Below are 13,868 nucleotides of genomic sequence, written 5' to 3' on the forward strand. Positions count from 1 at the left end.
GTAGCGGCCCGCCGGAAGCCGCTGAGAACACCTCTGTCACCGCCATGCGGCCTCTTTCGCCTGCGCGGACCTTTCCCCTGCCCGCCATCGATCGGATGTCGCGTGCTCGTCGACTCCCGGGTGGCGCTGCCGTCGCAGCGCCGCCGCACCGCTCTCGCGGACCACCGTGTCTTCGCCGTGCTGCTCGCCCTCGCCGCCACGCTGCGGCTGGTGACGATGCTCGGCTATCGGCCGATCACGCTCTACTGGTACGACTTCTTCACCTGCCTCGACACCGCCGTGCACCCGGCGCCGTCGGCGACCTTCCACCCGATCGGCTATCCGCTGCTGCTGCGGGCGCTGCTGCCGTTCCACAGCGTGGAACGGGTCGCGGCCGTCCAGCACGTCATGGGCCTGGGCGTCGCGGTGATGCTGTACGCGGTGCTGCGCCCGCAGGTCGCTGCCCGGCTGGGCGGCCGCGGCGGCGACCGCGCCCCAACTGCTCGACGCGTCGTTCCTGCGGCTGAAACACGCCGTGCTGTCCGACACGCAGTTCATCTTCCTGGTCGTGGCCGGCCTGACCGTGCTGCTGTGGTCGCCCAAGGTGTCGGTGCGCGCGGCCACACTGGCGGGCCTGCTGTGCTGCCGGTGATCCCCGTCGCCTGCCTGGCCGCCGCTCTGGCCGTTCCCAGATATGGGATAGAATCCCGCATGTGAGACAGAGTGAGGACGTGGACGCCCGGCTCGCCGACCGCCTGGCCGAGCTGCGGGTCGAACGCGGCTGGTCGCTGGGGGAGCTGGCGATGCGGTCGGGCATCAGCCGCTCCACGCTGTCGCGGCTGGAGCGCGGCGAGATCAGCCCGACGGCGGCGCTGCTGGGCAAGCTGTGCGCGGTCCACGGGCGCCCGATGTCGCGGCTGCTGGCCGAGGTGGAGTCGGAGCCGCCGCAGGTCGTGACCGCCGCGGCGCAGGCGGTGTGGCGAGACGACACGTCCGGGTTCGTCCGCCGCTCGGTGTCGCCGCCCCACCCCGGGCTGCGCGGCGAGGTCGTCGAGGGCACGCTGCTGGCGGGGGCCGACATCGCCTACGATACGCCTCCCGTACCAGGGCTCGAACAGCACATCTGGGTGCTTGAAGGAGCGGTGGAGATCACCGCCAACGGCCACGCGCACGCCCTGGAGGCCGGCGACTGCCTGCGGTTCCGGCTGTGGGGGTCCTCACGTTTCCGCAACCCCGGCCCCGACCCCGTCCGGTACGCGATCCTGATCGTTCTCCCCTAGGAAGGCCGCATGCGCACCATCGAGAGACTGTCGGCCGAGGAGTTCGAGGCCGGGATCAAAGAGCTGGCCGACCTGCTGGTCGACGCCGTGGACGACGGCGCTTCCGTGGGGTTCGTGACACCGTTCGGCCATGAGGAGGCGGCCGCGTGGTGGCGGGCGCAATATCCGGCCGTGGCCGCCGGCACCCTCGCCGTCTGGGCCTGCCGCGAGGACGGCGCGATGACCGGCACTATCAGCCTGGCGCTGGCGGCCAAGCCCAACGCCCGCCACCGGGCCGAGATCGTCAAGCTCATGGTGCACCGCACCGCCCGGGGCCGCGGCCTGTCACGCGCCCTGCTGGCCACGGCGGAGCGGGCCGCGCCGGCGGAGGGCGCCGGCCTGCTGCTCCTGGACACCGAGACCGGCAGCACGGCCGAGCACGTCTACCTCACCGGCGGCTGGACCCGCTACGGCATCGTGCCGGACTACGCGAGCTCCCCGGGCGGCACGCTGCAGGACTGCAGCTTCTTCTACAAACGGCTCGCCGGATAGACCGGAAGTCGATGCCGGCGGCGCGACCATGCCGCTGGATCGCCGCCGGCCCGAGCATCGGCTTGTGCGCGTGGACACCGCAGAAATGCGCCGGGGTGCGCAATGAACCGGCGAGGTCGGAGCCGTTCGGCGTGCGGGACGCGCGGTGGTTCTTCGGGCGTGAGAGGGCGCTCGCCGGCCCGCGATGGTGATCGGCCCGTTGGGGATCGGCACGTCGTCAATGCTGCGGCCGCGGAAGCCGGCGGGCGGCCAGGTGCCAAGCCGGGGTCAGATGGGGGTGGCGGTCGCGTTCGTTCGGTGCGCGGCTACAGCGTCTGGGTGAGGTCGTCCAGGTCGGCCAGGCGCTGGGCCGGGGTCAGGCGGGCGGCGGTGGCGACGAGGATCAGTTCGGTGATGGCGATCTCGTGCGCGAGCGGTGCCATCGGTCCCGCGGCCGGCAGTCTGATGAGGACTGTCGCCTGGTCGGCCAGTGGCGACGCCCAGGCGTCGGTGACCAGCACCAGCCGTGCCCGGCGGGCGCGCGCGGCCTGGACGAAGGCGGCCGTGCCAGGGGAGTAGCGGCGGAAGTCGTAGGCCACGACCACGTCGGAGGGGCCGAGGTCGAGGACGGTTCGTGCGCGGGCGTGCGCCGAGTCGGGCACGCGGTGCGCGCCCGGCCGCAGGCTGGCGAGCTGGCGGACGAGGTATTCGGCGGCCAGCTCGCTGAGTGGCCCGCCGAGCGCCCAGACGGTCCGGGCCGGGGCCAGCAACGCGGCCGCCGAGTGGTAGTGCTCTTCGGTCACGGCGTCCAGGTTCCCGTTGAACCCGGCCCGCAGCTCGTCGACGGCCTGCCGCACCTTGGCGGAGGCGACCGGTGGCGTCTTGGGGGCGTCCGCGCGAGAGCCACGGGACTTTCCGTCACTCCGGGAGTCGGCGTCTCCGCGGTGGTCCGGCGAATCGTGGGAGGCGTCGTTCTCCTGGGCGTCGGAGGAAGTGCGGGGGTCGAGGGTGGCCGTGACGTGTTCGAGGAGGCGTGAGCGGTCGCGGGCCCCGTCGCGTACGGCGTTCTGGAAGCCTGCGAAACCGCCGAACTTGAGTCGTTCGAACAGGCGTGAGGCCGTCGGCGGGCTGACGCCGGCCCGTTCGGCCAGCGCTCGTAGCGAGCCCAGGGCCGCGAACGGCCAGTCGTCGAGCAGGACCCGGATGACCGCCTGCTCCCCGGCCGGCAGTTCGTGGTAGGCGGCGCTGAGCCGCTGGGCGATCGGGTCCTGGTCCATGATGACAAATGTTACATCACCAACGATTTGCTGAAATATACGAAACAAGTGTTACGGTGCGGAACATGACTACCTGGCATGGTTTGATCGACAGCGACTACCGGCGCTGGCTGCCGGTCACCGCCGCGACCCCCTCCATCTCACTCAACGAGGGCAACACCCCGCTGCTGCGCTCCGACCACCTGTCCACCCTCACCGGCTGCGAGGTCTGGTTGAAGGTGGAGGGGGCCAACCCGACCGGATCGTTCAAGGACCGCGGCATGACGGTGGCGATCAGCCGCGCCGCCGAAGCCGGGGCGGAGGCCGTCATCTGTGCCTCCACCGGCAACACCAGCGCCTCGGCCGCCGCCTACGCCGCCCGCGCCGGGCTGACCGCCGCCGTGCTGGTGCCCAAGGGCGGCGTCGCGCTGGGCAAGCTGAGCCAGGCCGTACGGTACGGCGCCGAGATCATCGAGATCGGCGGCTCGTTCGACGACTGCCTGCGAGTGGCCCGCGAACTGGCCGCCCACCACCCGATCGCCCTGGTCAACTCGGTCGGCAACGAACTGCGCCTGGCCGGGCAGCGTACGGTCGCCTACGAGATCGTGGACGCCCTCGGCGACGCGCCCGACGTGCACTGCCTGCCGGTGGGCAACGGCGGCAACATCACCGCCACCTGGGGCGGCTACCGCAACTACCGGGAGGCGGGCCTGGCCGGCCGGCTGCCGCGACTGTGGGGGTTCCAGGCGGCCGGGTCGGCGCCGTTCGTCCTGGGCGGGCCCGTGGCGCAGCCGGACACGGCGGCCACCGCGATCAAGATCGGCAGCCCGGCCACCTGGGACGGCGCCCTGGCCGCCCGGGACGAGTCCGGCGGGCTGATCGACGCGGTGACCGACGAGCAGATCTTCGCGGCGTACCGGATGCTGGCCCGCCGCGACGGCGTCTTCGCCGAGCCCGCGTCGGCGGCCGGGGTCGCCGGGCTGCTCGACCGGCACGCGCGCGGCGCACTGGAGCCCGGTCTGCGCATCGTGATCACCCTCAGTGGCAACGGCCTGAAGGACCTCGACGCCTCCCTGCGCGACGGCTACACCGCCACCGAGACGTCCGCCGCGACCGCCGACGTGGCCCGCGCCCTGCGCCTGGCCGCCTGAAACTACCAAGAGTAGCGCTCTAGATACGTTACGTCACTCTTCTCACGGGCACGAATTTCGCGACAAAGCCGACGAGGCGGCCGATAGGGCGATTCGCCCATCGGTGTCCTGCGCCTGTCCGGCGATCCCCCTTTTCGCGAGAGGAAACACCTCCGTGCCCGCGACCGCACTGCGTCGCGCGGGCGCCGCCGCGCTCCTGTTCACCGCCGCGGCGTCCGCCCCCGCGTACGCATCCGACCCCGCCCCCTGTGACCACCACCTCCAGTCCGGCCACACCTACCACGCCCACCAGCACACCTTCGTCACCGACAGCGCCGGCCGCCCCAGCGACGCCCTGGCCAAGACCCTCACCGCCAAGGCCGCCGAGCGCGGCGAGTGCGAGAAGACCGTCGGCAACTGGGGCGGAGAGGGCGACTGGCAAGGCGGCCACCTCATCGCCGCCTCCTTCGACGGCGTCAGCATGCGCTACAACCTCGTCCCCATGCGGGGCCGCCAGATCAACCAGGGCCTGATGAAACGCGTCGAGAACGGCGCCCGCGCCTGCCTCGAAGGCGAGGGCACCGTGTCCGACTACCGCGTACGCCCACACTACCCCGACGGCAAGACGATCACCCCCGACCAGGTCACCATCACGATGTCCCCGAAGAAGGGCCGGATCTCGTTCACCCTGCCCAACCGCACCTTGTCCGCCAAGGAGCTGCGATCCTGGCAGGACCGGATTACCAAGACGTTCGAAGAGACCGGATGCGGCAAGAAGTAGCAGAAGCGGTATCGGTCGCTCGCAGATGATCGGCAGGAAAGTTGTGGGATACCTCCATGCCTGAGTACACCCGTTCTGGTGTGGGATCGACCCCATGAAGGATGAAGGGAAACGGCGCAGGTTCCCCACGGGCGACCTGGCGCGGGTGGCCGTGTTCGCCGCACTGATCGCGGTGCTCGGCCTCGTCCCCGGGCTGAGCGTCTTCGGCAGCGCGGTTCCGATCACGCTGCAGACGTTCGGCGTGATGCTGGCGGGCGCGATCCTCGGCAGATGGCGGGCCGCGCTGGCCGTCGTGGTGCTGCTCGTGCTGGTGGCCGCGGGCCTGCCGCTGCTGGCGGGCGGACGGGGCGGGCTCGCCGTGTTCACCCTGCCGTCGGCCGGGTTCCTGATCGGCTGGATTCCGGGCGCGGCGGTGACCGGCTGGCTCGTCGAGCGCGCGGGGCGCAGCCCGAGCTTCACTCGGCTGCTGGTGGCCGCCCTCGTGGGCGGCATCGGCGTGGTCTATCTGTTCGGCATCCCGGTGTGGGCGATGATCGGGGGGCTGCCGCTGGGCACCGCGGCGCTCAACTCCGCCGTCTTCCTGCCCGGCGACCTGATCAAGGCGGTGCTCACCGCGATCGTGGCCAGGGGCACGCAGCGGGCCTATCCCGACGCGGTGCCGGCCGTCCACCAGGAACGGCTGCGAACCGGCGGGGGGCGTTGATCCCTCGATGCCCGTAGCGGAACACGTGATGCGGCACGCCGCCGAGCGCCCGGAGCGGCTCGCGGTGCGCGGCCCGGCCGGCGAGCTCACCTACGCGGAGCTGGCCGGCCGGATCCAGGGCGCCGCGCGGCACCTGCTCGGCCGGGGGGCCGGGCGCGGCGCGCTGGTCGCGATCGGCCTGGCCGACCCGGTCGAGCTGCTCATCGCCGCGTTAGCGGCCGATCTGGCGGGGGCGACGCCGCTGGTGGGCGAGCACATGTGGGACCGTACGCGGTGGGCGCAGGTCGTCCCGGAGCCGCCGGCCGTGCTGGTCGACCGGCCGCTGCCGTACGTGGCAGGCCCGGCGCTGTGGCACGAGGCCAAGCCGGACGACCTGGCGTGGGCGTGCTTCAGCTCCGGCAGCACCGGCCGCCCGCGTGCCGTGGTCCGCGCGCGGGACTCGTGGACGGGGTCGTTCCCGTACCTCGGCGAGCTGGCCGGAATCGGCCCCGGTGACGTCGTGCTGGTGCCGGGTTCGCTGGTCTCCTCGTTGTACTCCTTCGCGGCCGTGCACACCCTGGCCACCGGCGCGACGGCCGTCGTGCCAGGACGCTGGCCCGGCGGGGATCTGGCCGCCCTCCTGTCCGAGGCCACCGTCGTGCACCTGGTGCCGCACCGGCTGCCCGACGTGCTGCGGTCGCCGGGCGCGCTGCGCACGGCCGTGGTCGGCGGCGCGGCCCTCGGCCCCGGCGCGCGGGCGGCCGCGGCGAAGGCGGGAGTACAGGTCGTGTCCTATTACGGGGCGACCGAGCTGTCGTTCGTGGCGGTGGACACCGACGGTGGCGGCCTGCGCCCTTTTCCCAACGTGGAGATCGAGGTCAGGGGCGCGCCGCTGGGTGAGGTGTGGGTGCGCTCGCCGTGGCTGGCCGAGGGCTACCTGGGCGGGGCGGCCGGGCCGCTGCGCCGCGATGGTGACGGCTGGGTGAGCGTGGGGGACGTCGCGGAGCCGTACCGGATGGGACGAACGCTGCGGGTACGCGGGCGCGGCGGCGGCGCGATCCAGACCGGCGGCGCCACCGTCGTGCCCGAGGACGTCGAAGAGGTGCTCAGGAAGGTGCCCGGCGTGGCCGACGTCGTGGTGGTCGGATCGCCGCACCCGTCGCTGGGCGCCGTGGTCACCGCGATCGTCGAGGCCGAGGACGCCCCGCCGCGCGCGGCGCTGGAGGCCATGGCCAGGAGCGGGCTGGACGTGGCGCAGCGGCCGCGCCGCTGGTACACGACGCCGAGCCTGCCGCGCACGCCGACCGGCAAACCCGCGCGCGCCCTGATCGCGGCCCGCCTGGCCGGCGACGACCCCGACATCAGGCGGCTCGCATGAGCGACGTGCCCGTGGTGGTCGCGGCCCGGCGCACGCCCATCGGCACGGCCGGGCACGCCTTCAAGGAGCTGACCGTCGACCGGCTGGCCGCCCCCGTGATCGCGGCCGTGGCGTCAGACCTGAACCGGCCGGTCGACGACGTCGTCCTGGGCAACTGCATGGGACCGGGCGGCAACGTGGCCAGGGTGTCGGCGCTGGCCGCCGGGCTGGGACACGGCGTGCCCGGCGTCACGGTGGACCGGCAGTGCGGCAGCGGGCTGGCCGCGATCCTGCTGGCCGGGCAGGCCGTACGCGCGGGGGAGATGGACCTGGTGATCGCCGGTGGGGCGGAGAGCGCCTCGACCGCGCCGCTGCGTACCGCGCGAGGATCCGAGCGGCCCTACGAGCGGGCGCCCTTCGCGCCGGCCGGCCACCCCGACCCCGACATGGGACCGGCGGCCGAGGCGCTGGCGGCGGCGCGCGGCATCACCCGCGAACGCCAGGACGCCTACGCCTGCCGCAGCCACGCCGGAGCGCTGGCCGCCCGCGCGGCCGGCCGTTTCACCGAGGAGATCGTGCCGATCGGCGACCGGGCCGACGACCAGCGGCCGCGCCCGCTGCGGGCGGCGTCGCTGGCCCGCTTGCCCGCCGCGTTCGTGCCGGACGGTACAGTGACGGCCGGTAATGCGTCCCCGGTCAGCGATGGTGCCGCGGCCGTGGCCCTCGTGCCCGAGCGGCTGCGCGCGGGCCTGCCGGGGATGCGGCTGGTGGCCGGGTGCGTCGTCGGGTGCGATCCCGGGCTGCCCGGGTGGGGGCCGGTGCCCGCGATACGCCGGGTGCTGGCGCGTACGGGGGTGGACGTGGAGCGGGTGGCCGCGGTGGAGATCGTGGAGGCGTTCGCGGCGCAGGTGCTGGCCGTCACCGACGCCCTGGGGCTCGACCCGCTGGGCGCCGACGGCGAGCGGGTGTGCCCGGACGGCGGCGCGTTGGCGCTGGGCCATCCGTGGGGCGCGACGGGGGCGGTCGTGGTGACCAGGCTGTTCAGCAGGTTGGTACGCGCGGCGGCGCCGCCGGGCACGCTGGGCGTGGCGGCCGCGGCGGTCGGGGGCGGGCTGGGCGTGGCCGCCCTGTTCGAGGTGTGCCGGTGATCGAGTTCTCCGACGTACACGTGCGCCTGGGCCTGCGCGACGTGCTGCGCGGCATCACCGCCGCCCTGCCCGAGCGGCGCGTCGGCGTGGTCGGCGCCAACGGCTCGGGCAAGAGCACGCTGGCCCGCCTCGTCAACGGCCTGGCGCTGCCGACCTCGGGCAGCGTGACCGTGCTCGGCCTGGACACCCGCCGCCACGCCGCCAAGATCAGGCGCGGGGTCGGGTTCTTGTTCACCGACCCGGACGCGCAGATCGTCATGCCCACGGTGGCCGAGGACGTCGCCTTCTCGCTGCGCCGCAAGGGCCTGGCGCGCGAGGAGATCGAGCGGCGCGTGCGGGAGGTCCTGGGCCGGTACGGCCTGGCCGGCCACGCCGACCACCCCGCCCACCACCTGTCGGGCGGCCAGAAACAACTGCTGGCCCTGTGCTCGATCATGGTGCTGGAACCGGACATCCTGGTCATGGACGAGCCCACCACACTGCTGGACCTGCGCCACTCCCGCCAGGTCGCCGACCTGCTGCGCGACATGCCGCAGCAGGTGCTCGTGGTCAGCCACGACCTGCCGCTGCTGGCGGACTTCGACCGGGTGCTGGTGCTCGACGAGGGCCGCGTCGTCGCCGACGGCTCCCCCGAGGAGGCCATCGGCCACTACAGAAAGCTCATGCGGTGAACGGCCTGACCGGGGCGTACGTCCCCGGCTCCTCCTGGCTGCACCGCCTGCCGGCCGGTGCCAAGCTGGCCGGGCTGGCCGTGGCGTGCACCGGCCTGGTGCTGCTGCGCTCGCCACTGGCGCTGGCCGGGGCGGCGGTCGTGGTGGCCGGCCTGTACGCGTGGTCGCGGGTGGGTCTGGCGGCGACCTGGGCGCAGATCAAGCCGGTACGCTGGTTCGCGGTGGCGCTGTTCGGCATGCAGCTGATCTTCGCCGACCTGCAGGGCGCGCTGGCCACGACGCTGCGGGTGGTGCTGGCCGTGGCCCTGGCCGGGCTGGTGACCCTGACCACACGGACGTCGGCGATGATGGCGGCGCTCGAACGCTGTCTGGCGCCCGCCAGGTTCGTGGGCCTGGACCCGTTCCGGCTGTCGTTGTTGCTGTCGCTGACCGTGCGCAGCGTGCCGGTCGTGGCCGGGCTGGCCACCCGCGTCCGTGAGGCGCAGCGGGCCAGGGGGGTCGAGCGGAGCCTGCGGGCGTTCGCGGTGCCGCTGGTGGTCAGCTCGCTGCGGCACGCCGACGCGCTGGGTGAGGCGCTCAGTGCCCGTGGCCTCGACGATTAGCTATGCCAGGTTTGACTTATATAAGCTGCTCCTGAAACAATTGCGCTGTGCACGCATTCGACGTTCTCGGTGATCCGGTCCGGCGCCGGATCCTGGAACTGCTGGCCGGCGGGGAGCAGAGCTCCGGCGAGGTCACCTCCGTCATCCAACGTGAGTTCGGCATCTCCCAGCCGGCCGTCTCGCAGCATCTGCGGGTGCTGCGCGACCACGGGTTCGCCAGCGTGCGAGCCCAGGGCACCCGGCGGCTCTACGCCGTGGAGCCGGGGCCGCTGCAGGAGGTCGATCTGTGGCTGGAACGCTTTCGCGGCTTCTGGAACCAGCACCTGGACGCGCTGGCGACGGAGCTGGCCCGGGGCAAACGCGAACGGCGCAGGAGAGACGAGGACACCTGATGGACATCATCGACGAACTCAACCGGGCGCGCCGCGAGCTGCTCGACGGCAAACGCAAGACCATCGTGCTGCGGCGCCGCTACGACGCCGAGGTCGAGGACGTGTGGGACGCCTGCACCGACGCCGACCGGCTCGGCCGCTGGTTCCTGCCGGTCACCGGCGATCTGCGGCTCGGGGGCACGTACCAGTTGCGGGGCAACGCCGGCGGGGAGATCCTGCGCTGTGAGCCGCCGCGCCTGCTGAAGATCACCTGGCTGTACGGCCCCGACCCCGGCTTCTCCGAGGTCGAGGTGCACCTGTCCGCCCAGGACGGCGGCACCCTGCTGGAGCTGCGCCACGAGGCCGAGGTGCCGCCCGAGATGTGGTCGGAGTTCGGCCCCGGCTCGGTCGGCGTGGGCTGGGACCTGTCCCTGCTGGGCTTGGGCCGGCACCTGTCGGGCGGTGTGCCGATCGACGACGACACCTACCACGAGACCGGCGAGGGCCGGCGCTTCATCACGGCGAGCAGTGCCGCCTGGGGTCAGGCCCACCTGGCGGCGGGCGCCCCGGCCGGCGAGGTCGACGCCGCCGTCGCCAGGACCACCGCCTTCTACGCTCCCGAGCAGGCTGATCGCTGATCTTTTCCTCTTCTATCGGATACGCCCCTTGCTGGGCCGGATACCGATAGAAGGGGTGTTGACGCTGCTCGCGGCGGCCGTCAAGGAATATCACTGGCGCGGATCGCCAGCGTCCGCGGCACCGGGTCGCTCGACGGCTCCAGCACGTCGGTGATGACCAGGCCCGCCGCGAGGAAGGCGCCGAGCAACTCCGACAGCGGCATGTGCCGCATGCCGAGCCGCCGGCGGATGCCGTTCTCGCGCCACCAGGGGGCCGCCCGGTGCCAGCCCGAGGTGCGGTAGGTGGGGTGGATGACCCTGCCGCCGTCGGGGAGGTCCTCCGAGTGCGGGCCGGTGAAGCAGGGGTGCGCGCCGTAGTACACCAGCGTCCCGCCGGGGCGCAGCACGCGGGCGGCCTCGCTCACCACGGCGGTGAAGTCGTCGACGTCCGTCGACAGCCAGAACGTGACCACGGCCGCGAACGTGCCGCCGGCCGATCAGGTGTTGATCTGGAGCACCCACGCCGACAGGTGGTCGGCTCCGTGGGTGTAGACGATCCGGAAGGTGTCGGTACGCAGCTCGAAAGCGCCGGGAATGCCCCCATAAGGGCGGGCGCCCAGCGGCTCGGGCTCCTCGGTGAGATCGAGGATGGCGTCGATGATCGCGACGCGCAGCCCGGGAGCCACCTGGGTCAGCGCCTCGCGGACGGGATCGGCGAGTTCGAGTGCCCGCTTCAAGCGCGCTCGCCGGGCGCCGGCAGGCCGAAGTCGGCGTAGACGTCGTCACGGGACTCGTAGCGGTGCAGGCGCAGCTCGCCCCGCTCGCGGGCGGCGATGGCGTCGCGCACCTGGCCGGCCTCCAGCTCACGGCGGGCGCTCAGCAGCTCCTCGTAGTCGGCTTCGGAGATGAGCACGGCGCGCTCGCCGGCGGAGCGGCTGATCAGAGTGATCTCGTGGCCGTGAACGGCTCGGGCCACGAGGGTGCCGAGCTTGTTGCGGGCCTCCACGATGCCCAGCGAGTCGGTCTTCATGGCCCCACCTTACGTGCACCCTGTACGCCATGTGCAAGGTGTACACATCCGTTTTCGGCGATCGGCCCTGGAGATCGCCGACGATCAAGTAGGCTCGCCCGAAATCGGGGGCTTGATCGGTCGAATTCGTCGCGCCCACTGGGGGAGTAGTCGTGCATGTGAACATGAGTCCGGAGGTACGGCGGCTCGGGTCGCCCGGCCTGGTCAGAGAGTCCGACGTGCGGGCCGCGCTGACCATGCTGGCCGCGGGCCCGGCCGGGCTGGTGATCACCGGGGAAGCGGGGATGGGCAAGAGCGCCCTGGCCCACGAGGTGCTCGGGCGGCTCCGGGCCGATGGCTGGGCAGTGGCCGCCGTGGTGGGCAGGTGGTCTCCGCAGACGCTGTTCCGGGGCGTCACGGAGGAGCTCCCCGAGGAGATCGAGGCTCTCGGCCTGGAGCCGTCGGACGACGCCGTGTTCGACGCGATCTGCCGGCTGCTGAAGGACTCACCCCTCGTCGTGCTCTTCGACGACCTGGGCCAGAACCTCGACGGCACAGGCTACCTGGATCCCGGCTTCGGCGAGATGTTCGACCGGCTGTGCCGGGCCGCCGATCGGGGCCGGGTGCTGGTGACCACCCGGACGCCGCCGGCCACGGACGACCGGCTCGGTGTCTTACGACTCGGCCCGCTGGACCTGACCGAGCTGCCTTTCCTGTCCACTGTGGATCCGGCCACGCGGGAGCGGGTGGTCCGCACGACCGCCGCGCATCCACGGACGCTGCACCTGGTCGACGCCTGGCTGTCGGCGAACCCCGGGCGGCTCGCGGCCGTGACGCCGGGGGCCGTGCCGTTCGACCTCGTCTTGGCCGAGCTGACAGGGCAACAGCGGGAGACCCTGCTCCAGGCCGCGGTCTCCACCGTCCCCGTGACCGCGTACGATCTGGCCGTCGCCTGCGACACCAGCGAGCCGGACCAGCGGGAGCGCCCGGCGCCCGAGCGGGCGGCGCTCGAAAACGTGCGGGCCGCCGCGGCGCGGCTCGCCGAGCTCGGGCTGCTCAACGCGTGGGAGGGGTGGGACGGGGACACCGTCTATTTCGCCGACCGCTGGATCGCGGAGATGCTCGCGCCGCACCAGGACCCGGCGATCGCCGACCGTCACGAGCGCGCCCTGAACATGCACTACAGCCGTACGCACGACGGGGGCACGTTCGAGGACTATGTCGCGGTCTGCCGGCACCTGCTGGCGGTCGAGGGGATGGGCGATCTGACGCACTTCGTCCTCGCCGTCGTCGAGAGCCTGGAGCCGGACTTCGAGTACGCGGGGATGGCGCTCCTGGGAGAGATCGCGCCGCACGTGTCGGCGGCCAACGGCCACCACCGTCCCATCCGTGACCACCTGGTCGCCATGTTGACCAGGCACGGCTTCCCGCGCGCCGCCCGCGAGGTGGCCGAACGGTCGTTGTCGGCCGTCGTGGAGTGGGCCGCCACGCATCCGCAGCGCGACGAGGCCAGGTTCTGTCTCGGCGCCGCGTACGACACCTGCGGTCAGGCCCGGTTCGCCGCCGGTGACCTGGTGGCGGCCGAGGCCGTGCTCACGGTCGCCGTGGACATCTACCACGAGCTCGCGGCCGAGCACCCGACCTTCATGGAGGCGGACCAGCGGCTCGCCGGCTCGTTGCAGCATCTCGGCGAGGTGTATCGCGCGCTCGGCCTGCCGGAGCACAAGGACAAGGAGTACGAGACCTGGGCCGAGTGCTCGACGATCCGTACCCGGCTCTTCCAGGCGGACATGAGCCCGGAAACGGCCATGGACGCCGGGCTGGCCTTCCAGCGCCTCGCCGGCCTGGCCGAGCGCGACGGCGATCGGGACAACGCGCTGAAACTGCTGACCACTCGCCTCGTGATGGTGGAGGCGATGGCGGAGATGTACCCGTACGACGAGGACCTCGCCGCCGAACTCGCCGGCGCGAGGGAGGACGTCGCCGCTCTCGACGCGGGAACGGCGGACGTCATCGGGATCCTGCGGCAGGGGCCGTTCGCCTTCAATCGGTGGCGCGCCGACCACGCGGAGGAGGAACTCGACCTTTCCGGCGCCGATCTGCGCGGATTGAACCTCGATCAGATGGTCTTCGCCGGTGCCGACCTCACCGGCGCGGACCTGTCGCGGGCCTCCGTACGCGGCGCCATCTTCTCCGGCGCCGACCTGACCGGCGCCAATCTGGCCGGCGCCGACCTCACCAAGGCGGGGTTCGGCTTCAGCGAGATGGTCGACGCGACCATCGCCTTCACGCGGCTGGGCAGTGCGATGATCCAGCCGGCGACCTTGACCGGCGCGGTCTTCACCGGCGCGATCCTCGATCACACCTCGTTCCGCGAGTGTGACCTGACCGGCGTCGACCTGCGGGGATGCGACCTGAGCACGCTGGATCTCAAGCGCTCCGGCCTGGACGGCGCGATCACCGGCACACCGTAGC

16 protein-coding genes and 1 pseudogene are annotated in these 13,868 nt (G+C 72.7%); 13 read left to right on the forward strand and 4 right to left on the reverse strand.

The features are described 5' to 3' along the window. Nucleotides 1-102: 102 nt before the first annotated feature. The 3 genes from C4V41_RS46535 to C4V41_RS46545 are packed head-to-tail and all read left to right on the forward strand — an operon-like array spanning nt 103 to nt 1,790. Nucleotides 103-696: a hypothetical protein gene (locus tag C4V41_RS46535; RefSeq protein ID WP_235030808.1), complete on the forward strand. Its 594-nt coding sequence runs from the start codon at nt 103-105 to the stop codon at nt 694-696. Next, on the forward strand, nt 693-1,259 hold the full coding sequence (locus C4V41_RS46540) for a helix-turn-helix domain-containing protein (RefSeq protein ID WP_103962468.1): 567 nt from the start codon (nt 693-695) through the stop codon (nt 1,257-1,259). Before C4V41_RS46535 ends, C4V41_RS46540 begins: the two co-directional genes overlap by 4 nt. Nucleotides 1,260-1,268: 9 nt before the next feature. Next, complete coding sequence (locus C4V41_RS46545) at nt 1,269-1,790, forward strand: GNAT family N-acetyltransferase (protein ID WP_103962469.1); 522 nt, start codon at nt 1,269-1,271, stop codon at nt 1,788-1,790. Between the two features lie 305 nt (nt 1,791-2,095). Here C4V41_RS46545 and C4V41_RS46550 read toward each other — a convergent pair whose 3' ends face one another. Beyond that, complete coding sequence (locus tag C4V41_RS46550; protein ID WP_103962470.1) at nt 2,096-3,046, reverse strand: MurR/RpiR family transcriptional regulator; 951 nt, start codon at nt 3,044-3,046, stop codon at nt 2,096-2,098. Nucleotides 3,047-3,111: 65 nt separating this feature from the next. Here C4V41_RS46550 and thrC point away from each other — a divergent pair, with 65 nt between their 5' ends. The 9 genes from thrC to C4V41_RS46595 all read left to right on the forward strand — a co-directional run bounded on the left by thrC (nt 3,112) and on the right by C4V41_RS46595 (nt 10,405). Beyond that, nucleotides 3,112-4,176: a threonine synthase gene (gene thrC / locus C4V41_RS46555; protein ID WP_103962616.1), complete on the forward strand. Its 1,065-nt coding sequence runs from the start codon at nt 3,112-3,114 to the stop codon at nt 4,174-4,176. A 154-nt stretch (nt 4,177-4,330) separates the two neighbouring features. Further along, a complete protein-coding gene (locus tag C4V41_RS46560; RefSeq protein ID WP_160150636.1) occupies nt 4,331-4,936 on the forward strand; it encodes a DNA/RNA non-specific endonuclease in 606 nt (201 codons plus the stop codon). 94 nt (nt 4,937-5,030) lie between these two features. Continuing rightward, nucleotides 5,031-5,639, forward strand: a complete 609-nt coding sequence (locus C4V41_RS46565; protein WP_103962472.1) for a biotin transporter BioY — start codon at nt 5,031-5,033, stop codon at nt 5,637-5,639. 7 nt (nt 5,640-5,646) lie between these two features. Then, the gene (locus tag C4V41_RS46570; protein ID WP_103962473.1) at nt 5,647-6,996 is read left to right on the forward strand and encodes an AMP-binding protein; all 1,350 of its coding nucleotides are present in this window, start codon (nt 5,647-5,649) and stop codon (nt 6,994-6,996) included. Beyond that, nucleotides 6,993-8,123: a thiolase family protein gene (locus tag C4V41_RS46575; protein ID WP_103962474.1), complete on the forward strand. Its 1,131-nt coding sequence runs from the start codon at nt 6,993-6,995 to the stop codon at nt 8,121-8,123. Before C4V41_RS46570 ends, C4V41_RS46575 begins: the two co-directional genes overlap by 4 nt. Further along, complete coding sequence (locus C4V41_RS46580; RefSeq protein ID WP_103962617.1) at nt 8,120-8,794, forward strand: energy-coupling factor ABC transporter ATP-binding protein; 675 nt, start codon at nt 8,120-8,122, stop codon at nt 8,792-8,794. Before C4V41_RS46575 ends, C4V41_RS46580 begins: the two co-directional genes overlap by 4 nt. Next, complete coding sequence (locus C4V41_RS46585) at nt 8,791-9,396, forward strand: energy-coupling factor transporter transmembrane component T family protein (RefSeq protein WP_103962475.1); 606 nt, start codon at nt 8,791-8,793, stop codon at nt 9,394-9,396. Before C4V41_RS46580 ends, C4V41_RS46585 begins: the two co-directional genes overlap by 4 nt. Before the next feature lie 47 nt (nt 9,397-9,443). Continuing rightward, a complete protein-coding gene (locus C4V41_RS46590) occupies nt 9,444-9,788 on the forward strand; it encodes an ArsR/SmtB family transcription factor (protein WP_103962476.1) in 345 nt (114 codons plus the stop codon). Next, on the forward strand, nt 9,788-10,405 hold the full coding sequence (locus tag C4V41_RS46595) for an SRPBCC family protein (RefSeq protein WP_103962477.1): 618 nt from the start codon (nt 9,788-9,790) through the stop codon (nt 10,403-10,405). Before C4V41_RS46590 ends, C4V41_RS46595 begins: the two co-directional genes overlap by 1 nt. A gap of 80 nt (nt 10,406-10,485) precedes the next feature. Here C4V41_RS46595 and C4V41_RS46600 read toward each other — a convergent pair. The 3 genes and pseudogenes from C4V41_RS46600 to C4V41_RS46610 all read right to left on the reverse strand — a co-directional run. Beyond that, nucleotides 10,486-10,860, reverse strand: a pseudogene (locus C4V41_RS46600) (hypothetical protein); the annotation flags it as partial. A gap of 21 nt (nt 10,861-10,881) precedes the next feature. Continuing rightward, complete coding sequence (locus C4V41_RS46605) at nt 10,882-11,121, reverse strand: type II toxin-antitoxin system RelE family toxin (protein ID WP_103962479.1); 240 nt, start codon at nt 11,119-11,121, stop codon at nt 10,882-10,884. Beyond that, on the reverse strand, nt 11,118-11,414 hold the full coding sequence (locus tag C4V41_RS46610; RefSeq protein ID WP_103962480.1) for a type II toxin-antitoxin system Phd/YefM family antitoxin: 297 nt from the start codon (nt 11,412-11,414) through the stop codon (nt 11,118-11,120). Before C4V41_RS46610 ends, C4V41_RS46605 begins: the two co-directional genes overlap by 4 nt. 152 nt (nt 11,415-11,566) lie before the next feature. Here C4V41_RS46610 and C4V41_RS46615 point away from each other — a divergent pair, with 152 nt between their 5' ends. Next, nucleotides 11,567-13,867, forward strand: coding sequence for a pentapeptide repeat-containing protein (locus tag C4V41_RS46615; RefSeq protein ID WP_146104047.1), 2,301 nt, complete (start codon nt 11,567-11,569; stop codon nt 13,865-13,867). Nucleotide 13,868: the final 1 nt, after the last annotated feature.

The organism is Nonomuraea solani (genome assembly GCF_900108335.1).
Classification (GTDB): Bacteria; Actinomycetota; Actinomycetes; order Streptosporangiales; family Streptosporangiaceae; genus Nonomuraea; species Nonomuraea solani.